Source organism: Mesorhizobium sp. B2-4-13, assembly GCF_006658535.1.
GTDB lineage: Bacteria > Pseudomonadota > Alphaproteobacteria > Rhizobiales > Rhizobiaceae > Mesorhizobium > Mesorhizobium australicum.
Map to the genome: position 1 here is coordinate 523,164 of NZ_VFVB01000003.1, position 22,726 is coordinate 545,889.

A 22,726-nucleotide genomic window follows, 5' to 3' on the forward strand; every position below is an offset into this window, starting at 1 on the left:
TTCAGGCCGCGCTGGCGAGGCGTTGGCGCAAGTCCGCGAGCAGGCCCTCGGCGGCATCGATCACCGCTGCTTGATGCGGCTGCAGGTCCTGCCCCGACCACTCGTCGATATGGTCCGACAGCGGGTCGACGACCTCGGTGCGGTGATTGGCCAGCGTCTCGATGACGGCGTGGCCGCAGAATGGCACATAGCCCTCGGAATAGCCGCCTTCATGGCTCATCATCAGCCGTCCATTCGAGACTTCGGCCGCAAACGCCACCATGCGCGCGGCAAGGCGGCGAAAACATTCGCTGTTGAGCATCATGCGGCCGAGCGGATCGAAGCCGGACGCGTCGAAACCGGAAGCGACGATGACGAGGTCGGGCTTGAACGCGCGCAAGGCAGGACCGATGACGCGGTCGAACGTGGCTTCATAGGCGCCGGTGCCGCTGCCGGCCGGCAGCGGGACGTTGATGTTATAGCCTTCGCCGGGTCCCTTGCCGTTGTCGACGAGCGCGCCGCGTCCGGTCGGGTACAGATTGTCCTGATGGAGCGAAATCGTCAGCACCGACGGATCGGAATAAAACACCGTCTCGGTGCCATTGCCGTGATGCACGTCCCAGTCCACCACGGCGGCACGGCCGAGCAGGCCCTCGTGCTGCAGCCGCCGCACGGCGACGCCGATGTTGGAGAACAGGCAATTGCCCATGGCCTGGTCGGGTTCGGCGTGGTGCCCGGGCGGCCGCGCCAGCGCGTAGGCGTTGTCGACGCGGCCGGTCAGCACGGCTCGCATGGCGGCATAGGTGGTGCCGGCGGATAACAGCGCGATGTCGAAACTGTTGAGGCCGATCGGTGCCTGAGGCCCGGCGAAACCGGATCCGCCTTCGCTCAGCATCCTGATATCATCGACGTGGCGTTGCGTGTGGACGCGCAGCAGGTCTTCCACCGTTACCGGTTCGGCAATGATCGGAACCAAATGGCGTGCCAGGCCACTGACCTGGATGAGATTGTTGAGCCGTCGTTTGGATCCAGGCGATTCCAGGTGGCGTCCGGGTTCCACGAAACGGCCGGGAGGCATCATGTCGGCGCTGGAGCCAGTATCATGCCACATCAGCTGTTCGTGAAAAACGTAGCCTGTCGCCATCCGCGGCATCCTCTAAAAACCAGACGCTAGCAGGCTAACAATCGCCCGGCCCGACCCTAAAGAGGGGCCATGTCAGTCATCTATGCCCCTCCTTTCGGAGGGGTGCGGAGGTTTGCGGCGACCTGCGCGGCGCGCACTGCCTGGACGCGGTTCGATACCGAGAGCTTGCCGAAGATGTTTTTCAAATGCCACTTCACCGTCGTTTCGCTTACCGACAGTGCAACGGCGATATCGCGATTTGACATGCCTTCCGACAGAAAGTGCAGCAGCTCGGACTCGCGCTGGGTGAGCTGTTCTTTCTCGACCGTCGGGGCGGCTGTTTTGCGCGTCGTCACGGGCATCGTCTGCGCGGCATCGATGATGCGCGTCGCATAGGCCGACAGTGACGGGTCGGCCTTTGCCTGGGCCGCCCGGAGCCGCATCAAACCCTCGACGACAGACTTGCCTTCGTCGACGAAGGAGCGGATGAAGCCCGAGGGTTGCGCAAGGCGCAATGCTTCGTGCAGATGGCGGTCTGCTTCCCGCTGGTCATGGCCGGCGCTCTTGGCGCGCAGGATCAGCGCCAGTATGTGCCGGCGCATGCGCCCGCTGCTTTTCGTTCGCTCCAGCAGCGCGTCGAAAATCGCCGCCGCCGCCGCGTAGGATTTTTCCGCCGTAAGCAGCCGGCCTTCGGCGAAGAACTCGAATTCGTTGGCGATGGTAGAGGCGGTTTCACCGCTTTCGCGGCGATGCTCGTCGAGCAGCGCGCGGGCTTCCGGGGTGCGGTTCTGGTCAAGAAGCAGCCGGATGCGATCGTGCACCAGCACCGAAGCGAGGCGGCGGTAGACGGAGCCGCGCACGCGCTGGTAGACGCGCTCCAGCATGTCGAGGGCGGCTTGGCCGCGACCGGTCAGCTGCAGCACCCGGGCATAGGTCGGCACGCTGGCCAGGGGATAGACAATGACCGCTGCGCCCTCGATCAGCGGCCCGAGATTCTCGACCAGCGCCAGTGCTTCGCCGGATGCGTTGGTCTCATAGGCGAGTTCGGCAAGCAGCGTTCCGGCGAGGGCCTCGGCATAGGAGTTGGCGCCGATCCGCGTCCTGGCCTCGATGATCGCGTTGCGCAGCAGCCGTTCGGCCGCGGGCAGGCGGCCGGCCGAGCGCTCGATGACGGCCATGTAGCAGTTGGCGATGGTGACGCCGAGCAGGCTGCCGCTTCGCTCATGGGCCTTGCGCGCCGCGTCCACAGCAGCGCGTGCCCCCTCAAGGTCGCCCAGCGCGTAGAGATTGTAGCCGATGACGTTTGCAGTCGCGCCTTCCATGAACCACGCGTCGGGGGCGATGATGCGCAGGGCCGCCAGTGCTGTGTCGCGCGCGTCCTCGAACTGTTCCAGCGTGCTGTGCACGGCCGCTGCAAGGACCTCGAGTTCCGCCTCGATGGTCGTGCCGGTCAGCGTGCCCGGGTCCTTGCTATCGGTCGGCCCGGTTTCGACGAGCTGGCGCGCATTGGCGAGGGTCTGCTGGGCAATCTCGGGCTGGCTGCTGTGCACCGCAAGCCACAGCACGACGAGTTGCAGCCGGATGCGCTGGTCGATCAGTTTCCTTGGCAGCAGCGCCAGCAGCTGGCGCACATAGAGAAGCTGGCATTGGGCGATGAGTTCGAGCGCGTTGTTCTCGATGAACACCGCGGCACGGGCTTCGTCGCCGGCGGCGAGCGCATGGCCGATGGACTCGGTCAGCATCTTGCGTTCACCGAACCATTCCGAAGCCGCCAGGTGCAGCGGTGCGATCATCTCCGGCTCGCGCCGTTCCATTTCACGGCTGAGGAAGTCGTGGAAAAGGTGATGATAGCGGAACCAGCGCCGTTCCTCGTCGAGCGGAACCAGGAACAGGTTGCGGGTCTCGATCTCGGTGATGGCAACCTCGGCGTCCGCCGCCCGCATCACCGCGCGGCAGGCCTCGGCGCTGAAGCGCTCGAAAATCGAGGAATAGAGCAGGAACTTCGCCAGCGCCGGCGGCAGTTCCAGGAACACTTCTCCCATCAGGAAGTCGGCGACGTTGCGGTTGGCGCCGGTGAAATTGCCGATGACTGTTTCGGGCGCATGGGCCGCACCGAGCGACAGCGAGGCGAGCTGCAGGCCGGCGGCCCAGCCTTCGGTGCGCGAGCACAGTGTTTCCACCGTGCCGCTGCTGACAGAGAGGCCAAGCTTGTCGTTGAAGAAGGCTTCGGCTTCCGACGAGGCGAAACGCAGATCGTCCGGGCCGATTTCAAAGATATCGCCGAGCACCCTGAGCTTGCCGAGCTGCAGCTCGGGCAGGTTGCGCGAACCGATGACGAAGACGACGTTGGTTGGTGCCTGCCGGGTCAGCCGTTCCATGAACCGCTTCACCGCCGGTGCATCGATGGCGTGATAGTCGTCGAAGAACAGGGTGATGTCGGCGTGGCGTGCCGCCAAACCCGACACGAGTGCCGCAAGCACCACGTCGAGTTGCGGGATGGGGCTCGACTGGAAGGCGAGGTCGAGCTCGGCCGGGTTCTGGACGAGATGGCGCAACGCCCCCACCAGATGCGACAGGAAGGCGCCTTCGTCATTGTCCGTCGCCTCGCACGACAGCCAGGCCGTCAGCCGGCCGTGGCGCGCGACCTCGGCCGCCCATTGCGCCATCGTCGTCGATTTGCCGAAGCCAGCGGGCGCGGCGAACAGCACGATGCGCGTGTCGACATGCCGCTCCAGCCTCGACAAGATGCTCTCGCGCCGTACCCACCGGCGATGGTGAGGCGATGCCGGGCTGGCGGGTTGCGACGACGGTCTCATCTGGCGCCGGGCACCCATTCCGTTTCGATCAGCGGAATTTGCGGCGCGCAATCGCGCGGCAGGGTGCCCTTGATCCTGGGATCATCGGTGATTTCGAACCCCGTTGCATAGGGTTCAAATCCGCAAGCCCGGTAGAAACCGATAACGCTGTGATGATCGAAGCTGCTGGTGTGCAGCCAGATGCGGACGGGGCCCAGGCGCCATGCCTGGTCGAGCGCGCCCGCCATCAGCCGTTTGCCGAAGCCTTGGCCAGTCAAGGAGGGAAACAGGCCGAAATAAGTGATCTCGATCTCGTTGCTGTCGGCGACCGAGAATTCGACCATGCCGACATGGCCCCCACTCTCATCATGGCCGTAGTAGAGATGCTGACGTGGGTCGGCGAAATGCGCCGCGATGTCGGCGTCCGACATTTCGGCGGCGCGGTCCCAGAGCCAGGGAGCGCCGATCTCGAGGAAGACTGCGCGGTAGACGGCGGGATCGGGCTTGGTGACGCGGGTCATCGCCAGCGGATGCGCGAGACCGGGCACCGGGGCACGTGCCTCCATCCACGTCACCGCATTGATGATTTTGCCTGCCGGCACGCGCCGGTAGCCCGGGACGAGATCGGTGGTTTCATCCGGCAATGAGCCTTCAGTGACTTGCATCTGTCCTCGGTCTTCCGCCGCGCAGCTTAGCCGGCATGTCAAGAAGCTGATGCCAACTCTGCGGCCGCCTGCCAAGTGGCTCCAGAGGTGGGCCATGATTTTGACCCGCCTGTCGCCTTGCCTTTTCGAAGAATGGCATATGAGATATGATACACCATCCATGGAGAAGCGGAATATCATGCCTGAACGAATTGCGGACGAGGCCATCTTGCGGGCGGTCGACGATGGCTTCGACCGCCAGCTCGCCTTCTTGGCGGACCTCGTACGCTTTCCCTCGCAGCGTGGTGAGGAACACGCCGCGCAATCCTTCATGGCGGCCGCCTATGAAGCCAATGGCTATGCGGTCGATATGTGGCGTGTCGATGTCGATGCGATCCGCGACCTGCCTGGATTCTCGCCCGTAGCGGTTTCCTACGATGACGCGTTCAACGTCGTCGCCACCCACACGCCGAAAAACGTCACCGGTCGCTCGCTGATCCTCAACGGCCATATCGATGTGGTGCCGACCGGACCGCTCGACCGCTGGGTGCGAGATCCCTACGATCCGGCGATCGAGGATGGCTGGATGCATGGGCGCGGCGCCGGCGACATGAAGGCCGGCCTGTCGGCCTGTCTCTATGCGCTGGCCGCCTTGCGCGGCCTCGGCTATCAGCCGGCGGCGAAAGTGTTCCTGCAGTCGGTGGTCGAGGAGGAGTGCACCGGCAATGGCGCGCTTGCTTGCCTGCAGCGCGGTTATCGCGCCGACGCCGCCTTCATTCCCGAACCGCTGGAACCAAGACTGATGCGGGCGCAGGTTGGGCCGATCTGGTTCAGGGTCGAGGTCGACGGCGATCCGCAGCACGCGTCGGGCGCCTTTTCCGCCGGCGCCAATGCCATCGAGAAGGCCTTCCTCATCATCCAGGCGCTGAAGCAGCTCGAAATCGTCTGGAATGCCAGAAAGGTTGACGACAGGCATTTCTGTAATCACCCGCACCCGATCCGATTCAACCTCGGCAAGATCCAAGGCGGCGAATGGACATCGAGCGTTCCCGCCCGCTGCGTCTTCGAGATGCGGGTCGCGACCTATCCCGGCCAGAAGCTCGAGGACGCCAGGGCCGAACTCGAGGCCTGCATCGCCGATGCCGCCCGCGCCGATCCGTTCCTCGCCAATCGCCCGCCCAGGATGACCTACAACGGCTTCATGGCCGAGGGCTATGTGCTGGAAGGCGCCGACGAGATGGAAGCCGTGCTGCGCCGCAGCCACACCGCCGTGTGGGGTGAGCCGTTGACGGAACATGTCACCTCGGCGACCACCGATGCGCGCTTCTTCGGCCTTTATGCCGACACGCCGGCAATCGTCTACGGCCCGATCTGCCGCATGCCGCATGGCTATGACGAGGCTGTCGATCTCGATTCCGTGCGCAAGGTCACCCAGACCATTGCGCTCTTCATCGCCGACTGGTGCGGCCTCGAACCCATCGATGCCGAGGTCAGGCCATGAACGCGGCCGCATCGGATGCTTTCGGCGAGACGCTCGCGGACGATGCGCCCGATGTCTCGATCGCCGAGGCGCTTGCCCTGTTGCGTCGGCACTATGGGCTCACTGGCAGCGCGCGCACGCTGCCAGGCGAACGCGACCACAATTTTCACATCCAGACGGAAGGCGAGGGCGAATTTGTCCTGAAGGTCTCGCATCCGGCGGAAGAGGCTGATTTCACCGATTTCCAGAACAAGGCGCTCGACCACATACTGATCGTCGACCCGGCTTTGCCGGTTCCCTCGGTGCGCAAGAGCCTTGAAGGCGAAGCGCAGTTCATGGTCGACCTCGGCGGATCGGTGCCGCGCATCGTGCGGCTCGTCACCTATCTGCCGGGCCAGCTGCTTTCGCGCTCGCCCACCTCATCGGCACAGGATCGCAATCTCGGCATCTTCCTCGCCCGGCTTGGCCGGGCGCTGCGCGGCTTCTTCCATCCGGCCGCCGGCAGCGACCTTTTGTGGGACATCCGCAAGGTCGCCAAGACGCGGCCCATGCTGGCGCATATCGTCGATGCCGGCCACCGCGCCATGGTCGAGCGCGCCATCGACGCCTACGAGGAGCACGCGGCGCCGGTTATTCCCGGACTGCGCGCCCAGATCGTCCACAACGACATGAACTCCTACAATGTGGTGATGGACGCTTCGCGACCGGAAATGGTCAACGGCATCCTCGATTTCGGCGACACGATCCATTCGCCGCTGATCTGCGATCTCGCCATCGGGGCCGTCTATCGCTGGCCGGCCGAAGGTCATCCGCTGGCGCCCGCCGCGCGCTTCGTCGCCGGCTATCAGTCCGTGCAGCCGCTCGAGATCGAAGAACTTGGCATCCTCTTTCACCTCATTCGTGCCCGCCTCGCACTCATCGCCAACATCGCCAGCTGGCAGGCCGAGCGTTTTCCAGCCAAGCGCGACTATGTCCTGCGCCTCATCACCGAGGTCTGGGCCTCGCTTGAGCGGCTGGACGGACTGTCGTCCGCGGACGCCCGCCGCTATTTTCTCGACCATTCCAAGCCGGAGTAGATGCCGTGTCCCTGTCCTCGCCACATCCTGCAAATGTCGATTCGGCGGCATCCGAGCAAGCGCTGCTCGAACGTCGCGCCAGATTGCTCGGGCCGACCTATCGCGCCTTCTACAGCAGCCCGATCCATCTGGTGCGTGGCAGCGGTGTCTGGCTCTACGATGCCCAAGGCCGAAAATACCTCGACGCCTATAACAACGTCGCCTCCGTCGGACACTGCCACCCGCGCGTCGTGGAGGCGCTGTCTGGGCAGGCCGCCACGCTCAACACGCACACGCGCTATCTCAGCGAGATCATCCTCGACTACGCGGAAAGGCTGCTCGGTACGCTTCCCTCCCATCTCGGCCATGCCATGTTCACCTGCACCGGCAGCGAGGCCAACGATCTCGCCATCCGCATCGCCCAGCACTCGACCGGCAACACCGGCGTGATCATCACCGACTTCGCCTACCACGGCGCGACCATCGCGACAGCACGGCTGTCGCCGGCTGCGGTCGGGGCAGCGGGCGTGCCCGCGCAGCATCGGGCCGTGCCGGCGCCGGACACGTTCCGCGACGGCGGCCGCGCCGCGCATGATTTCGCCAGAAATGTCGCCGCTGCCATCGAGGATATGCGCGCGCAAAACATCCGCCCGGCGGCGCTGCTGCTTGATTCCGCCTTTTCCAGCGACGGCATTTTCTTCCCCGAGGCTTCCGTCATGCGCGAGGCGGCCGATCATGTCAGGAAGGCCGGCGGCATCGTCATCGCCGACGAGGTCCAGTCCGGTTTCGGCCGGCTCGGCCAGGGCATGTGGGGCTTCGCCAACTATGGCCTCGCGCCTGACATCGTCACCATGGGCAAGCCGATCGGCGACGGGCATCCCATGGGCGCGGTGATCGTGCGGCCGCAGCTGGTGAGCTCGTTCGGTTCGAACACCGGCTACTTCAACACTTTCGGCGGCAATCCGGTCGCCGCCGCGGTCGGCATCGCCGTGCTCGATGTGATCGAGGGCGAGGGGCTGATCGAGAACGCGCGGACGGTTGGCGCCTATACAGGAGAATTGCTGCGCGCCTTGCAGAGCCGGCACGGCATGGTCGCCGATGTCAGGCACAACGGCCTCTATTTCGGCGTCGAGCTGATGGCGGAGGATGAGGCCACTGCTGCTGCCAAGACTTCATCCGTCGTTGAAGCCATGCGCGAGGACGGCGTGCTGATCTCGTCGTGCGGTCCACGCGGCAATGTGCTGAAGATCAGGCCGCCACTGCCCTTTGCCAGGGACAATGCCGAGCAGCTGGCCGAGGCGCTCGATCGCGCACTGTCGAACTGGTGAGCTGAGCGGGCACGCATGCTGAAGCTCGAGCATCAAACCCTCAATGACCGGGCCTACGGCGCGCTCAAGCAGGAGTTGATCTCGGGCGGCTTCAGCCCGGGCCAGATACTGGTCATCCGCAAGCTTGCCGAGAGCTTTGGCATTTCGACGACGCCGATCCGCGAGGCGCTGCAAAGACTGGTCGCCGAGCGACTTCTGGAAATGCAGAACAACCGCTCGATCATCGTGCCCTTGCTCTCCGCGCCCGCCTTCTCGGAACTGACGCGCATCCGCATCGCCGTCGAGGGACTGGCAGGCGAGATGGCCACGTCACGGATGACTGAAAGCGGGCTGGCCGACATCCAAGCCGCGCTCGCCGACATGCAGCGGGCCATCGAGGCGCAGGACGCCACGGCCTATCTGGCCCTGAACGAAGCCTTCCATTTTGCTATTTATGAGCACGCCGGCGCGCCGATCCTCTTGAACATGATCCGCGATCTCTGGGGGCGAGTCGGACCCTATCTCAAGCTCCTGATGCGGGCCGATCGCTACATTCCGCAATCCAATGACGCACACCGCGGGATCGTCGCCGCGCTGGAACAGCGCAACGGCCCGGCCGTTCGGGCTTCCCTTGAAGAGGATATCTCCGTGGCGGCCGCGGTCCTCTGCGACAATCTCCACATGGCGCACTGATCGCGGGCAGGCTCGGTCAGCCTATGCCGTCTCGTCCATCCGGTCGCGCAGGATGCTCCAGCCGAGCAGCATGTTGGGCGCGTGCCGCAGCAGGGCATGGAACGGAATTGGCGCCGGCGGTGCGAAGGGCAGCGGCAAATCACGCGCTTCGGTTCCAGCGGCCCAGTCGGCCAGCACCTTGCCCATCGCCGTGGTCATGGCAATGCCGCGTCCATTGCAGGCGCGACCGGCGATCAGCCCCGGTCCGAGGTCCAGGAGATGCGGCAGGAAATCCGGTTCGACCGCCGCCATCCCCGACCAGCTGTAGGCAAGGGGGGGCAAATCAGGCAGGTCGAGGCGCCGGCCGAGCCGTCGCCAGATTGTTTGCGGCACGCGCGTATCGGCGCCGGCGCCAAGAATATGCATGCCGCCGCTGATCAGCCGGTTGTCGGCGTCGAAGCGAAAGGTGAAGAGGTTGCGCCTGGTGTCGCCGACGCCTTGTCCGCCAGGCAGCAGACGCGTTCGGATTTCATGCGGCAGGGGCGCGGTCGCAATCTGGAAGACCTTCAGCGGAATATAGGTTCGCCGCAGCAACGGATCGAGCGACCCGCCATAAGCGTTGGTAGCGATCAGCACCTTGGCCGCGCGTACCAGGCCCAACCGTGTTTGAAGTGCCCAACCATCGGCGACGCGATCGATCGAGGTGACCGGCGTGTGCTCGAAAATCTTCGCGCCGGCCTTCTCCGCCGCATCGGCGAGCCCCCGCGCATAGGCGACCGGATTGAGCACGCCGCTGGAACGATCCATCCAGCCACCGACATAGCCGCGCGCGCCGGTCAGCGCTTCGACCTCTTGCCGATCCAGGGTGACGACAGGCCGGCCGCGCCGCGCCCATTGGTCCGCGCGGGATTTGACCTTCTCCAGGGCCGCCGGCGAGTGCGCCGGCTGGATCCATCCGTTCTGCACCGCGTCGCAGTCGATGCCGTGCCGCCGGATCAAGCCGAAGACGAGGTCGGCACTGCCGGCGGCAAAATCGATGAGCCGTTCGCCGCGCTCGGGGCCAAGATGCGCGAGGATGCCATCGGGATCCATCCTGGCGAAGTTCGGCACGACGAAACCGGCATTCCTGCCGGTCGCGCCCCAGGCGATGATCTCGGCTTCGAGAACGGTGATGGAAAGTCCTTTTCCGGCGGCGTGCAATGCGGTTGAAAGGCCAGAAAATCCGCCGCCGACAATGGCAAGGTCGACATCGAGGTTGCCACTCAGCGCAGGCCGCTTGCGGCGATCGCGGCTGATGGCATGCCAAAGCGAAGTGCCGTTCGCACTCTGCCGGACCAGGGCATTCATGAACCGGAACCGCTTTTGTCCGTGGCGATCCGCTTGCGCTTGCCGAAGCGCGTCCGCAGCGGCCTGTCGCCGAACAATCCGTTCGGCCGCATCAGCAGGATCACGCAGAGCATCACGCCGATGGCGACGATCTGCAGCGAGGCGGCGCGCGCCTGCTGCTCGGGCGGGAAGAACACGCTGGTCAGCGTGCCCGATCCGGCCCAAATCCCCCAGACCAGGACACTGCCGATGACCGCGCCGAGATTGCTGCCCGAGCCCCCGACGATCAGCATCACCCAGACCTGAAAGGTGAGGATCGGCAGGTAATTGTCCGGCGCGATGAAGCCGGTGAAATGCGCCTGCAGCGCGCCGGCCAGCGCCATGATGGCGCCGCCGACGGCAAACGCCTGGACGCGGTAGAAGCGCGCGCTCTTGCCGAGAGAAATCGCCGCCCGCTCGTCTTCGCGGAGCGCCTTCAGCACACGGCCCCACGGACTGCGCGACAGGTGCTCCAAGGCGAGATAGGCAATCAGCGTCACAGCACAGACGACGGCGAGGTTCGACAGGTTGAACAGCAGCGGCGTCTCCGCCAGGCCGCCGAAGGGGCGCGGGATGAAGCCGATGCCGAAAGGTCCGCCGGTCAGTTTCTGCGCGTTGAGCGCGACCAATTGCACGACGACGGCCACGCCGAAGGTGGTGATCGCCAGATAGTCGGATCTAAGACGCAACGTCGCCATGCCGGTAAGCGCGGCCGCAATGCCGCCAACGATCATGGCACCCACCCAGCCGGCGAGGATGGGCAGGCCAAAGCCGCCGAGCCGCGCGGGATCGTCCGGTGTCGTCAGCAGCGCCGAGGTGTAGGCGCCGATGGCGACGAAGCCCGCCAGGCCGACATTGAACAGGCCGGTCAGGCCCCATTGCAGGTTGAGCCCCAGCGTGACCAGTGAGAAGATCAGCGCCGTGGTCAGGAAGAAGGCGCCGTAGCCGACCAGATCGATCATCTTTCCCGAACTCCGAAAAGGCCGATCGGCCGCACGAACAGCACAGCCATCAGGATGACGAAGGAAACGGCGGCGCGCCATTCGGCGCCGATCAGCTGCACCGCGCCGGCTTCGGCGAGACCGATGATCAGGCCGCCGAGCACCGCGCCCGGGATGCTGCCGATGCCGCCTAGGATGGCGGCGGCGAACATCGGCAGCAGCATGTCGAAGCCCATGAACGGGCGGATCTGCACCAGGATGCCGATCATCACGCCAGCCACGCAGGCGAGCGCGCCGCCGATGATCCACGTCACCCGCACCACGCTGGCAACGTCGATCCCGACGACGCGGGCCAGTGCCGCGTTCTGGCTCAAGGCCTGCATGGCGCGGCCAGTCTGCGTGCGCGTCATCAACAGATGCACGCCGAGCACGAGTATGGCGGTCAACACGAGCAATGCGATCTGGTCGGGCGTGATGCGGATGCCGAAGCCGACCGGCATGGCGATCTGGATCGCCCGGCTGAAATAGGTCGGCCGTGAGGTGAAGGTGAATTCGAGCAGGCTGCGTAGCGCCATCGAGGCGCCGAAGCTCGCCATCACCACGATGATCGCCTGGCCCTGCGAGCGCAGCCGCGAAAACAGGATCTTGTCGAGCAGCAGTGCGAGCAAGGCGGTGAATGCCATGCCGACGATCAGGGCAACAAGAAGCGGCCAGCCGAAGGACAGCGGCCCGATCGGCGTCACCTTGCCGAACATCGCACCGATGGCACTGACCACGGCCAGCGTCGCATAGGTGCCCCAGGCCATGAAGTCGCCATGGGCGAAGTTGGAGAAACGCAGGATCGAATAGGTGAGCGTCACGCCGATGGCGCCGAGGCCGATCATCGAGCCGGTCAGCAATCCGTCGACGATGAATTGCAGGCTCATGCCGCGCCTCCCTTACCTGCGTGAGAAGGGCGCTGACCAAGATAGAGTTCGGCGACGACAGGGTCGTTCCACAATTCGGAGGCTATGCCTTCGTGCCGGTCCTTGCCTTCGGCCAGCACATAGGCACGGTCGCCGATGGCAAGCGCTGCCTTGGCGTTCTGCTCGACCAAAAGGATGGTGACTCCGGACTTGCGGATGCCGGCCAGCATCTCGAATACCATCGCGACGAACTTCGGCGACAGGCCGGCGGACGGCTCGTCCAGCACCAGCACCTTGGGATGGACGACCAGCGCCCGCGCCACGGCAAGCATCTGCCGCTGGCCTCCCGACAGATTGCCGGCGGCGGTGCGGCGCTGGCGGACAAGGTCGGGGAAGGCGGCGTACATTTCCTCGATGCGGGCCGGGATATCGCGCCGCTCGAGGATGCCGCAGGACACCTTGAGGTTGTCCTCCACCGACATCAGCGGAAAGATGTTCTCGGTCTGCGGCACGAAGGCGAGGCCAAGCCGCACCATGGTGTGGGCCGGCGCGGCGGTGATGTCCCTGCCGTCCAGCAGCACCGTGCCGCCGGTGATCGGCACGAGGCCGGCGATCGCCTTGATGAAGCTCGACTTGCCGGCGCCGTTGGGGCCGAGCACGACGACGATCTCGCCTCTGTCGACGGTGATCGAGGCGCCGCGCACGATCGGCACGCCGGGCTCGTAGCCGGCTTCGAGGTCGCGTACATCGAGGACGGTCTCGCTCATGCGGTGCCTCCGAGATAGGCCTCGATGACGCGCGGGTCGCGCGCGACCTCTTCTGCCGTGCCTTCGCTCAGCAGTTGGCCGCTCGCCATAACAAGGACGCGGTGGCAGAGCCGCGTCACAATGTCGATGTTGTGCTCGATCAGCAGGAAGGTGATGCCGCCCGCGTTGATGTCGCGGATGCGGTCGATGATGACTTCGAGCAACGTCGCATTGACGCCGGCGGCGGGTTCGTCAAGCAGGATGATCGCCGGGTCGGCCATCATGACCCGGGCAAGTTCGAGCAGCTTGCGCTGGCCGCCGGACAGCACGCGCGCCGGCTCATGGGCGAGATGGCTGAGGGTGACGAGTTCGAGCAGGTCGAGGGCTTTCGTCCGGGCGGCTTTTTCCTGTGCCGCCACCCGCCACGGCGTGAGGAAGTTAGCCAGCAGCTTTTCGCCGGCCTGGCCCTGTGCCGCGAGCATGATGTTTTCGATCAGCGTCAGATTGGGCAGCGGGCGCGGGATCTGGAAGGTGCGGCCGAGCCCACGGCCGATGCGCAAATGAGCGGCTTCGCCGGAGACGCGCGTGCCGTTGAGAAGGATGTCGCCGCTGGTCGGCAGGATACTGCCTGCGAGCAGGTCGAACATGGTCGTCTTGCCGGCCCCGTTGGGTCCGATCAGGCCGAGGATTTCGCCGGCTTTGACATGAAACGAGACATCGTTGACGGCGACAAGGCCGCCGAACCGCCTGACGACGTTGCTTGCCGTCAGAACCGGGACACGGGTCTCCTTCCCCTGCCTTTCCGCTGCCTCGCTCATCAAACCCTCTGGCCGAAGACGGTCGTCGAAGTCTTCTGATTATGATTTGTGATCACACTTGCTTTGATCACGCTATTCGGCTTTAATTTCATCCGCAAGCCGAAAACCCGCCGATAACGGATTCCATGCAAAAGGCTGCCATCGAAAAAAACAACGAGGCGATCGCGGCCCAGCTCGCGCCGGTCGGCCGCGAGACGGTGCAGGATCGCGTCTATTCCGAACTGCGTCGCGCCTTGATCGGTGGCCTGTTCGAACCAAGCCAGGTGCTGACCATCCGCGGTCTGGCCGATGCGCTGGTCACTTCGACAATGCCGGTGCGGGAGGCGCTTGGCCGGCTGATCACGGAAAAGGCGCTGGAGGCGCTGCCCAACCGCTCGGTGCGCGTGCCGCCAATCACGCTGGAACGCCTCGACGATCTCCTGCGCGCCCGCATCCTGATCGAGGGCGAGGCGATCGCGCTGGCTGCCGCCCGCATGGGACCGCGCCAGATCACCACCATCGAAACCATTCTCGGCGAGTGGGACGAGATGCGGGCGCTGAAACACAAGAAGGATGTCGACCGCGAAGTGACGCTCAACCAGAGCTTTCACTTCGAGATCTATCGCTCCTGCGGCTCGGCCGTGTTGATCCCGATGATCGAGAGCCTGTGGCTGCAATCAGGTCCATGCATCCGCGTCGCCATCTACGCTTTCTCGGAAGCCGGCGAGGTCGACACCGCCCAGTATCACCGCCGCATCGTCGAGGCGCTGGCCACGCAGGATGCTTGGGCGGCGCGCGAAGCACTGGTCGCCGACATCAGCCGGCCCTTCACCTTCCTGCGCAGCAAGCTGCAATCCGCGGCTGGGAAAGATCAGACATGACCTCCATCCGGATCAGCGAGCCACGCTCGAAGCTTTCCGTCACGGCGCTGCTGCTGCCGGAAAAGGCGCCGGAGAACGCGGCCTTTCTCACAACCCATCTCGCCACGCCACGCGTCGTCCCCGCCATTCACGCCATGTGGACGGGACCTGAGATCTCCTGCCCGGTTCCATCAGCCGATCTCGAGGGGCAGGCCTATGCCCAGCCGCTGCCGGCGGAGAACGCGACCCTGACGCCGCAGCCGGGCGACATCGTATTGTCCTACGTGCCGCCGCGCATGTGGGGCGGCAACCCCAACGCAATCTTCGACATCGGCCTGTTCTACGGGCAGGGCGCGCGTCTGCTGTTCCCGATCGGCTGGCTGGCCGGCAGCGTCGTCGCGCAGGTGGAGCCCGAGGAGCGCGATCAATTCGCGGCTGCCTGCGGCATCATCCGCCGCAACGGCGCCTGCGACATCACCTTCAGCTTGGTGGAGGCCTGAAATGGCTGACGACAGTTTCGAGCTTTTCGATCTCCGCGTCGAGGCGGTCATTCCGCGGGGCAAGCCGATCTATTGCGGCGCCAGAGCCGGCGATTATTTCGAGCTCAAGGGCGAGATGCTGTCGATGCCGGCGGGGCAGGGCTTTTCGATCTATTCGATCTCGGCGGTGCTGCCGCTGCTGGCGGCGAAGCAGCGCCCGACCCACCCGAATGACTGGATGACCTCGGACGCGGAGATCGCCTGTCCCGATCCCAACTGCGCCAGCAGGCTGCGGATCGTCAGGCTGGCCAAGCGGCGGTTCAGTCATGCCGAAACCACGGCCGTGCCGTTGCCGAAGGGGAATGACGAGAGATGAGTGTCAAAACCTTCGAGCTCAGCCCGGGCTACGCGATTTCGCGCGTCATACGCGGTGGCTGGCAACTGGCCGGCGGCCATGGCGCCATCGATCGCAGTCAGGCCGTAAGCGACCTGATCGCCACCTTCGATGCCGGCATCTGGACCTATGACTGCGCCGATATCTACACCGGCGTCGAGGAATTGATCGGCGCCGCGCGCTTGCGGCTGGCCAATGAGCGTGGTCTCGATGCAGCCGCCAAAATGAAGGTGCACACCAAGCTCGTGCCCGACCTTGAACGGCTCGCTACGATCAGCCGCGACTATATCAGGGGCATCGTCGACCAGTCGCTGCGCAGGCTTAAGACCGAGCGGCTCGACCTCGTGCAGTTTCACTGGTGGGATTATGCGCAGCCGCGCTATATCGAGGCGATGGGTTGGCTCAACGAGCTTCGGCGCGAGGGCAAGCTGCGCAATCTCGGCACCACCAATTTCGATACGCCCCGGCTTGCCGAAATTCTGTCAGCCGGCATCCCGTTGGTCAGCCAGCAGCTGCAATATTCGGTGCTCGACCAGCGTCCGGCGAACAGCCTCGCCGGGCTTGCGGAGGAAAACGGCGTCAGCTTTCTCTGCTACGGTTCTGTGGCCGGCGGCTTTCTCAGCGACAAATGGCTTGGTGTCGCCGAACCCGGCACGCCGCTCGAAAACCGCTCGCTGGTCAAGTACAAGCTGATCATCGACGATTTCGGCGGCTGGGACCTGTTCCAGCAACTGCTTCGCGCGCTGAAGGCGGTGGGCGACCGCCACGCCGTCGACATCGCCACCATCGCCAGCGCCTGGGTGCTGGAGCAGCCGCGAGTGGCCGCGGTCATCGTCGGTGCCCGCAACCAGGCGCATGCGCTGGCCAACGCCAAGATCATGGATGTCGTACTCGACGCCGATGACCGTGCGCGGATTGCAGCCGTGATAGCGAGGGGCAACGGCCTTGAGGGAGATGTCTACACGCTGGAGCGCGACCGCCACGGCCGCCACGGCTCGATCATGCACTACAATCTCAACGCGGGCCGGATATGAAGACCATGGACGACAGGTTGTTTTCGCAGGCCAGCGCCGAAGTCGTCGATCTGCATCGCTTTTTCGTCGACTGGTTCGTCGCCTCGCGCGCCGACAAGGTGGATTTCGGCCGCTTCGAAGCCGTCATGGGCGAAGGCCTGACCATGATCGCACCAGGCGGCCAGATCCTCGACCGCGATGCCGTGATCGACCATGTGCGCTCCAGCCGCGCCACTTGCGACGACGGCTTTGCCATCTCGATCGAGGACATCCGGCCCGGCTGGCAGGATGGCGACACGATCGTCGTCCTCTATGTCGAGGCGCAGCTGCGCGCGGGCAAGCACAGCCGCCGCCAGTCGAGCGCGGTCTTCACCACCCGTTCATCGGCGCCCAACGGCGTCCAATGGCGGCATCTGCATGAAACCTGGCTGCAGGTGCCGGAACACTGAGACTTTCCAGACGTCAAATCAGTTCGTGTAACTCAAGGGGAACAACAATGAGAAAGACGTTACTCCAGCTCACCACGGCACTTGCTCTCGTGACGATGGCGGGTGCCGCACAGGCCGCCGACTGCAAGATCACCATCGGTCTCGTCATGGAACTGACCGGTCCGGCCGGTGAATACGGCCAGGCCGGCGCCAAGTCGGTCGAAATGGCCTTCCGCGACATCAACCAAGCCGGCGGCGTGCGCGGTTGCGATCTCGCCACCGACACGCGCGACAGCCAGAGCCAGGGCAACATCGCGGTCGATGCCGCCACCCAGCTGGTTCAGGTCAAGAAAGTGCCTGTGATCATCGGCGGCATCATCTCCTCGGTGTCGATCCCGATCCTGACCTCGGTGACCGCGCCGGCCAAGATCGTCCAGGTCTCGCCGGCGTCGTCCTCGCCGACGCTGACGACACTCGGCCGCGACGGCAAGACCAACGGTATCTTTTTCCGCACCATCACCTCGGATGCGCTGCAGGGCGTGGCCGCCGCCAAATATGCCGTCGACAAGGGTTTCAAGAAGCTGGCGATCATCCACGTCAACAACGACTTCGGCGTCAACATGGTGGCCGAATTCTCGCGTGCCTACAAAGCGCTCGGCGGCACCATCGTCTCCGACACGCCCTACAACGAGAAGCAGTCGAGCTACGCCTCGGAAGTCACCGCGGCGATGGGTGGCGAACCGGATGGACTGTACCTGGTCAGCACGCCCGTCGACGGCGCCACCATCGCCCGCACCTGGATTTCGCAGGGCGGCGTGCAGAAATTCCTGCTCAATGACGGCATGAACAGCCCCGATTTCATCGAGTCCGTCGGCGCCGATTATCTGAAGGACGCCTATGGCACGTCTTCCGGCACCAGCCCGACCGCCTCGACGGAGTATTTCACCAAGAACTACAAGGCGTTTTCCGGCATCGAACCGTCAAATCCCGCGGCAGACCGCTCCTATGATGCCGGCGCCATTGTCGGGCTCGCCATCGCGATTGCCGGCTCCGAGGACCCGGCCAAGATCAAGGACGCCATGTACAAGGCAGTCGATCCCGCCGGCACGCCGATTTATGCCGGCAAGGAAGAATTCGCCAAGGCGCTCGGCCTGATCAAGGACGGCAAGCCGATCCGCTATGAAGGCGTCATCGGTCCCGTCGCCTTCGACAAGTTTGGCGACATCACTGGCCCGTTCCGGCTGTGGAAGATCGCCGACGGCAAGGTGACGACTGATGGTGAAATGACCACCGACGACGTCAACGCGCTGCAGGCCAAGCTTCAGTAAGCCGACGCTGTACTTCCGGCATCGATCTCGCCCATCGCGATCGATGCCGGCATAGTCTGAGACAGGTCGATATCGCTTGCACGAGAAGCGGGCGCGAATAGGATCGGCCGGCTGCAGTTCAAGGGATGGCGAGCGTGCTGGACAAGGATACTCATCGGGCCATCCGGTTGTTGGACGCTGACGATGCGCCTTGTCACGCAGGCGCCTGAGCCGGATGTCGCCTGAAACACAACGGCTTCTCTCCGCGCTTGGCAACAGGCTGGGCGCGGGCGGCATGCTCGCCGGCTCCGACGTGGACCAGCGCTATCGTGACGATCCCGACGGCAAGCTCGGCGTGCTTCCCGAAGCCGTGCTGCGCCCGCGCGATGCCGAGGATGTCGCGGCGGCACTCGCCGCGTGCAACGCTCTTGGCCAGCCGGTCGTCGTCCAGGGCGGGCGGACCGGGCTGGCCGGTGGCGCCCGCGTCCAGCCGGGCGAGGTCGTGCTATCGCTGGAACGCATGACCGGCCTTGCCGCCCCGGATCGTCAAACCGCCACCATCGTCGCCGAAGCTGGCGCGACGCTGCAATCGGTGCAGGAAGCGGCCGACGGCGCCGGGCTGATGTTCGGCGTCGATATCGGCGCGCGCGGCTCCGCCACGGTCGGCGGCAACATCGCCACCAATGCCGGCGGCATCCGCGTGCTGCGTTATGGCATGTACCGGGCACAGGTGCTGGGGCTGGAGGCGGTACTCGCCGATGGCACCGTGCTGACGTCGCTCAAAGGCCTGCCCAAGGACAATTCCGGCTACGACCTCGGCCAACTCTTCATCGGCGCGGAAGGGACGCTTGGCGTCGTCACCCGCGCCGCGCTCCGGCTGCATCCCAAGCCCGCATCCGAGGTGAACGCCTTCTGCGCGCTGCCTTCGCTCGATGCGGCGATTGGCCTGCTTGGGCTGCTGCGGCAAAAGCTCGGCCCGCTATTGTCCGCCTATGAGGTCAATATCGCGCCGCTCTATGACGTCATGGTCGCCAGCATGGCCATGCCGGCGCCGCTTCCGGCCGGATCACCCGTCTATGTGCTGGCCGAAATCCAGGGCAGTGAGCCAGAACGTGACGGCGAGCGCTTCGCCGAGGTCTTGATGCAGGCGGTCGAGGACGGCGTCGTCGACGATGTTGTCGTCTCCCAATCGCCGCGCGAATTCCGCGCGCTGTGGGATGTGCGGGAGGACGCCAACCGCGTCCTGTTTTCGATGAAAGGCCTGATCGGCGTCGACATCAGCATCCCGTTGGCGCGAATGGGGGCGTTCCTGCAAGAAGCGGATGCCGCCATCCGCGCGGTCGATCCCGGTGCCGACATCTACGTCTTCGGCCATCTCGGGGACGGCAACCTGCACTATCAGGTGCTGACGGCGGACCCGGCGGCGGCCTACGGTATCATCTATCGCGGCGTGGCGGCGGCCGGAGGTGGCGTGTCGGCCGAGCATGGCATCGGCCTCGACAAGAAGCAGTGGCTGAATCTGGTGCGCAGTGACGCCGAGATCGCCACGATGCGGCGGCTGAAGACGGCGCTCGATCCGAAGAACATCCTCAATCCCGGACGAGTCTTCGACCTTGACCCAACCGTTTGAAACTCAGGTACGTTCCGTCGCCATTTGCCTGGGAATGAGAAAACGGGCGGCGAGCACGCACAGCAGCACGGTGAACATCAGGATCAGCGCCACCAGCGCGTTGATGTCGGGCGAGAAGCCTAGCCGCATCATCGCCCACAGCCGCACCGGCAGCGTGCTTTGCGTGCCGGTGACCAGGATGGTGATCATCGTCTCGTCGAACGACAGCGCGAAGGCCAGGATGGCGCCGCCGACCATGGCGCTCGACAGGTTCGGCAGGATGATGCGCCAGAAGGTCTGCCAACCGCTGGCGCCGAGATCGTAGGATGCTTCGACCAGCGTGCGGCTCATCGACTGCAGCCGCATCAGCACAGTGCGGTAGACGATCGCCAGCACGAACACGGTGTGGCCGATGACAACCGTCAGCAGCGAGCGTTCGAGGCCGATCTCGCGGAAGAAGATCAGCAGCGCCAGGCCGCTGATGATAGGCGGCATCAGGAATGGCAGGAAGATGATGAACTGCAGAACCGAACGTCCCGAGCGGCGGCCGTGATAGTAGAGCGCCAGCAGCGTCCCGCTGACCACCGACAGGATCACGGTACAGACGCCGACGATCAGCGTGGTGCGCAACGCGGTCAGGATGTCATGGTTTTCAGCCAGCGCCACATAGGTCGAAAAGGTCGGCGACGACCAGTCGACATTGCCATGCGAAATGGTGAAGAACGACGACACGATCGGCACGAACAGTGGGCTGTAAAGCAGTACCGCGACCAGCGTCGTAATCGCGGCCAGGAAGACAGTGGAAGGCCGGGGCAGCGCGCTCATACCGACGTACCCCGGCTGCGCCCGAACCGTTCGCCAATGAGAATGGCGGCGATCACCACGATCGCAAGCGCCACCGACAGCGCGGCGCCGAACGGCCAGTTATAGGCCGTGCCGAACTGGCTGTAGAGGATGCGGCCGAAGGTGAAGCCGCTGATACCGCCGACCATCTGCGGTGTCAGGAAATCGCCGATCGCCAGTACGAAGACGAAGCTCGCCGCCGAGGCGACGCCGGGCAGGCTCAGCGGCAAGGTGATGCGCAGGAATGTCTGCAGGCTGCTGGCGCCCAGGTCATCCGAGGCGCGCAGCAAGGTCTGCGGAATCCGCTCCAGCGACAGGAAGATCGGCAGGATGGCGAACGGGATCAAAAGCAGGCTCAGCGTCAAGAGGATGGCGTTCATGTTGAAGACGAAAAGCGTCGATTGCTGATCCAGGATCCCGAGCGCCACCAGCGCCTTGTTGAGGAAGCCGTTGAGGCCGAGGATGCTGCGGATCGCGTAGATCTTGATGACGTAGCTCATCAGCAGTGGCACCAGCAGCAACATCAGCAGGGCATAGCGCCACCGCCCCTTCAGCGTCGTCAGGAAATAGGCGGCGGGATAGGCGAGAAGGATGCAGATGACGGCCACCGATACGCACAGCACGATTGTGTTCCAGAACACCGGCAGAAAGATCGGATCGGTGAAGAACCTGACATAGTTGCCGAGCGTCGGTGCATGGACGATCGTACCCTGGTCGACGCTGAAGAAGCTGTAGACCAGGAAGATCGCCAGCGGCACGAGGACGAAGATAACCGGCAAGGCGAATGCCAGCACCGTCACCAGCCCTGACAGTCGCCGTTGCGCGGCGTGTGTCGAGCCGGTTCCGCTCATGCCAGCACCAGATGGCCTTCATGCGGCGCAAACGAAAGCGAGACCGTCTCGCCGGATTTCAAGATGCTGCCGTCGATCCGGCTCGGCATGCGCAGCCGCAGGCGCTGCGCGGCATCGTCCGCCCCCGCCATGATCGTGGCGACCGTCGACGAGCCGGCAAAGGCGAGATCGGCAATGGCACCGGAAAAGCGATTGGCGCCATCACGGGCGTCCGCGAGATGCAAGGCTTCGGGGCGGAACGCCGCGAAAGCCGCGGCGCCATCCGGGGCAATCTTCAGATGCGGCTGGTCGCTGATCGAGCAGACCAGCCGTCCGAGTGCCGTCTCGATCGGTCGCTGCTCGCCTTGCACCGGACCGAGTTTTCCAGCCACCAGATTGTTCTCGCCGAAGAAGCGCGCCACGAATTCGCAATTCGGCTTGTAGTAGAGCTCATGCGGCGTGCCGAGCTGGCGGATATGGCCGGCCTGCATGACGCAGATCCGATCGGCCATGCCGATCGCTTCTTCCTGGTCGTGGGTGACGAACAGGAAGGTGGTCTTGATCTCGCGCTGGATGGATTTCAGGAACTCCTGCATCTGCCGGCGCAATTCGAGATCGAGTGCCGCCAGCGGCTCGTCGAGCAGGATCAGGCGCGGCTGGCAGATCAGCGCCCGGGCGAGCGCGACACGCTGGCGCTGGCCGCCGGAAAGCTGTGCCGGAAAGCGCTCGGCGAAACGTCCGAGCTGCACCAGATCGAGGGCTTGCGCCACGCGGCTGGCGATCTCCTTGCGCTTGATATGGCGCACCGAAAGCCCATAGCCGACATTGCCGGAGACGGTCATATGGGGGAACAGCGCATAGTCCTGGAACACCGTGTTGAACGGCCGCTTGTTGATCGGCATGCGGCTGATGTCCTGGCCGTCCAGCCGGATCTCGCCTGACGTCAGCGGCTCCAGCCCGCCGATCAGCCGCAGGACCGTGGTCTTGCCCGAACCCGACGGCCCAAGAACGGTGAGGAACTCACCGTCCCGGAGCGACAGGTCGATGCCGTGCAGCACGGGAACCGTGCCGTAGGATTTCGAGACGGACCGCAGCGTCAAGAGGTCGGTGTTCTGGCTCATGGGATATTCTCGCATACGCTTCGGCGGTCCGGA

At 64.8% G+C, this 22,726-nt stretch carries 22 protein-coding genes; 11 read left to right on the forward strand and 11 right to left on the reverse strand.

The annotated features are described in order from the left end of the window. Nucleotide 1: 1 nt before the first annotated feature. The 3 genes from FJ936_RS10550 to FJ936_RS10560 all read right to left on the reverse strand — a co-directional run bounded on the left by FJ936_RS10550 (nt 2) and on the right by FJ936_RS10560 (nt 4,562). Nucleotides 2–1,123 (reverse strand): class II histone deacetylase, encoded by a 1,122-nt coding sequence (locus FJ936_RS10550; protein WP_140792206.1) that lies wholly within the window; start codon nt 1,121–1,123, stop codon nt 2–4. Nucleotides 1,124–1,203: 80 nt separating this feature from the next. Continuing rightward, complete coding sequence (locus tag FJ936_RS10555) at nt 1,204–3,846, reverse strand: LuxR C-terminal-related transcriptional regulator (protein ID WP_246680448.1); 2,643 nt, start codon at nt 3,844–3,846, stop codon at nt 1,204–1,206. A gap of 68 nt (nt 3,847–3,914) precedes the next feature. Next, the gene (locus FJ936_RS10560) at nt 3,915–4,562 is read right to left on the reverse strand and encodes a GNAT family N-acetyltransferase (protein WP_141906535.1); all 648 of its coding nucleotides are present in this window, start codon (nt 4,560–4,562) and stop codon (nt 3,915–3,917) included. Between the two features lie 178 nt (nt 4,563–4,740). On the opposite strand from FJ936_RS10560, the gene FJ936_RS10565 reads away from it, so the two are divergent. The 4 genes from FJ936_RS10565 to FJ936_RS10580 are packed head-to-tail and all read left to right on the forward strand — an operon-like array spanning nt 4,741 to nt 9,076. Further along, entirely contained in the window at nt 4,741–6,042 is a 1,302-nt protein-coding gene (locus FJ936_RS10565) for an ArgE/DapE family deacylase (protein ID WP_181171430.1), read from the forward strand. Beyond that, nucleotides 6,039–7,097 carry a phosphotransferase gene (locus tag FJ936_RS10570; RefSeq protein WP_140792212.1) on the forward strand — a complete coding sequence of 353 codons (1,059 nt, stop codon included), beginning with the start codon at nt 6,039–6,041 and terminating at the stop codon, nt 7,095–7,097. Before FJ936_RS10565 ends, FJ936_RS10570 begins: the two co-directional genes overlap by 4 nt. A gap of 5 nt (nt 7,098–7,102) precedes the next feature. Then, a complete protein-coding gene (locus FJ936_RS10575) occupies nt 7,103–8,404 on the forward strand; it encodes an aspartate aminotransferase family protein (RefSeq protein ID WP_141906536.1) in 1,302 nt (433 codons plus the stop codon). A 15-nt stretch (nt 8,405–8,419) separates the two neighbouring features. After that, the gene (locus FJ936_RS10580; RefSeq protein ID WP_140715250.1) at nt 8,420–9,076 is read left to right on the forward strand and encodes a GntR family transcriptional regulator; all 657 of its coding nucleotides are present in this window, start codon (nt 8,420–8,422) and stop codon (nt 9,074–9,076) included. A 21-nt stretch (nt 9,077–9,097) separates the two neighbouring features. Here the strand turns inward: FJ936_RS10580 and FJ936_RS10585 are convergent, their stop codons facing one another. From FJ936_RS10585 to FJ936_RS10605, 5 genes are read right to left on the reverse strand one after another with little or no spacing between them, the layout of a single operon-like run. After that, the gene (locus tag FJ936_RS10585) at nt 9,098–10,402 is read right to left on the reverse strand and encodes an FAD-dependent oxidoreductase (RefSeq protein WP_140792216.1); all 1,305 of its coding nucleotides are present in this window, start codon (nt 10,400–10,402) and stop codon (nt 9,098–9,100) included. After that, a complete protein-coding gene (locus tag FJ936_RS10590; protein ID WP_181171260.1) occupies nt 10,399–11,382 on the reverse strand; it encodes a branched-chain amino acid ABC transporter permease in 984 nt (327 codons plus the stop codon). The genes FJ936_RS10585 and FJ936_RS10590 overlap by 4 nt, the downstream gene beginning before the upstream one ends. Further along, entirely contained in the window at nt 11,379–12,287 is a 909-nt protein-coding gene (locus FJ936_RS10595) for a branched-chain amino acid ABC transporter permease (RefSeq protein WP_140792218.1), read from the reverse strand. Before FJ936_RS10595 ends, FJ936_RS10590 begins: the two co-directional genes overlap by 4 nt. Beyond that, entirely contained in the window at nt 12,284–13,033 is a 750-nt protein-coding gene (locus FJ936_RS10600; protein ID WP_140724478.1) for an ABC transporter ATP-binding protein, read from the reverse strand. Before FJ936_RS10600 ends, FJ936_RS10595 begins: the two co-directional genes overlap by 4 nt. After that, the gene (locus FJ936_RS10605) at nt 13,030–13,830 is read right to left on the reverse strand and encodes an ABC transporter ATP-binding protein (protein ID WP_140792220.1); all 801 of its coding nucleotides are present in this window, start codon (nt 13,828–13,830) and stop codon (nt 13,030–13,032) included. Before FJ936_RS10605 ends, FJ936_RS10600 begins: the two co-directional genes overlap by 4 nt. A 125-nt stretch (nt 13,831–13,955) precedes the next feature. On the opposite strand from FJ936_RS10605, the gene FJ936_RS10610 reads away from it, so the two are divergent. The 7 genes from FJ936_RS10610 to FJ936_RS10640 all read left to right on the forward strand — a co-directional run bounded on the left by FJ936_RS10610 (nt 13,956) and on the right by FJ936_RS10640 (nt 19,920). Beyond that, the gene (locus FJ936_RS10610; protein WP_140792222.1) at nt 13,956–14,690 is read left to right on the forward strand and encodes a GntR family transcriptional regulator; all 735 of its coding nucleotides are present in this window, start codon (nt 13,956–13,958) and stop codon (nt 14,688–14,690) included. Beyond that, a complete protein-coding gene (locus FJ936_RS10615) occupies nt 14,687–15,169 on the forward strand; it encodes a DUF3830 family protein (RefSeq protein ID WP_140792224.1) in 483 nt (160 codons plus the stop codon). The genes FJ936_RS10610 and FJ936_RS10615 overlap by 4 nt, the downstream gene beginning before the upstream one ends. 1 nt (nt 15,170) lies before the next feature. Continuing rightward, the gene (locus tag FJ936_RS10620; RefSeq protein WP_140792226.1) at nt 15,171–15,524 is read left to right on the forward strand and encodes a TIGR04076 family protein; all 354 of its coding nucleotides are present in this window, start codon (nt 15,171–15,173) and stop codon (nt 15,522–15,524) included. Then, nucleotides 15,521–16,576 (forward strand): aldo/keto reductase, encoded by a 1,056-nt coding sequence (locus tag FJ936_RS10625; protein WP_140792228.1) that lies wholly within the window; start codon nt 15,521–15,523, stop codon nt 16,574–16,576. Before FJ936_RS10620 ends, FJ936_RS10625 begins: the two co-directional genes overlap by 4 nt. Continuing rightward, nucleotides 16,573–17,004, forward strand: a complete 432-nt coding sequence (locus FJ936_RS10630) for a DUF4440 domain-containing protein (RefSeq protein WP_041163518.1) — start codon at nt 16,573–16,575, stop codon at nt 17,002–17,004. Before FJ936_RS10625 ends, FJ936_RS10630 begins: the two co-directional genes overlap by 4 nt. Nucleotides 17,005–17,051: 47 nt before the next feature. After that, nucleotides 17,052–18,311, forward strand: a complete 1,260-nt coding sequence (locus FJ936_RS10635) for an ABC transporter substrate-binding protein (protein WP_140792230.1) — start codon at nt 17,052–17,054, stop codon at nt 18,309–18,311. A 214-nt stretch (nt 18,312–18,525) separates the two neighbouring features. Then, on the forward strand, nt 18,526–19,920 hold the full coding sequence (locus FJ936_RS10640) for an FAD-binding oxidoreductase (protein ID WP_140792232.1): 1,395 nt from the start codon (nt 18,526–18,528) through the stop codon (nt 19,918–19,920). Nucleotides 19,921–19,923: 3 nt separating this feature from the next. On the opposite strand, the gene FJ936_RS10645 is transcribed toward FJ936_RS10640, so the two are convergent. Genes FJ936_RS10645 through FJ936_RS10655 form a run of 3 tightly spaced genes read right to left on the reverse strand, consistent with a single transcriptional unit; the run spans nt 19,924 to nt 22,693 of the window. Then, nucleotides 19,924–20,724 carry an ABC transporter permease gene (locus FJ936_RS10645; protein WP_140724495.1) on the reverse strand — a complete coding sequence of 267 codons (801 nt, stop codon included), beginning with the start codon at nt 20,722–20,724 and terminating at the stop codon, nt 19,924–19,926. Beyond that, on the reverse strand, nt 20,721–21,593 hold the full coding sequence (locus FJ936_RS10650) for an ABC transporter permease (protein ID WP_141906537.1): 873 nt from the start codon (nt 21,591–21,593) through the stop codon (nt 20,721–20,723). Before FJ936_RS10650 ends, FJ936_RS10645 begins: the two co-directional genes overlap by 4 nt. Then, a complete protein-coding gene (locus tag FJ936_RS10655) occupies nt 21,590–22,693 on the reverse strand; it encodes an ABC transporter ATP-binding protein (protein ID WP_140792236.1) in 1,104 nt (367 codons plus the stop codon). The genes FJ936_RS10650 and FJ936_RS10655 overlap by 4 nt, the downstream gene beginning before the upstream one ends. Nucleotides 22,694–22,726: the final 33 nt, after the last annotated feature.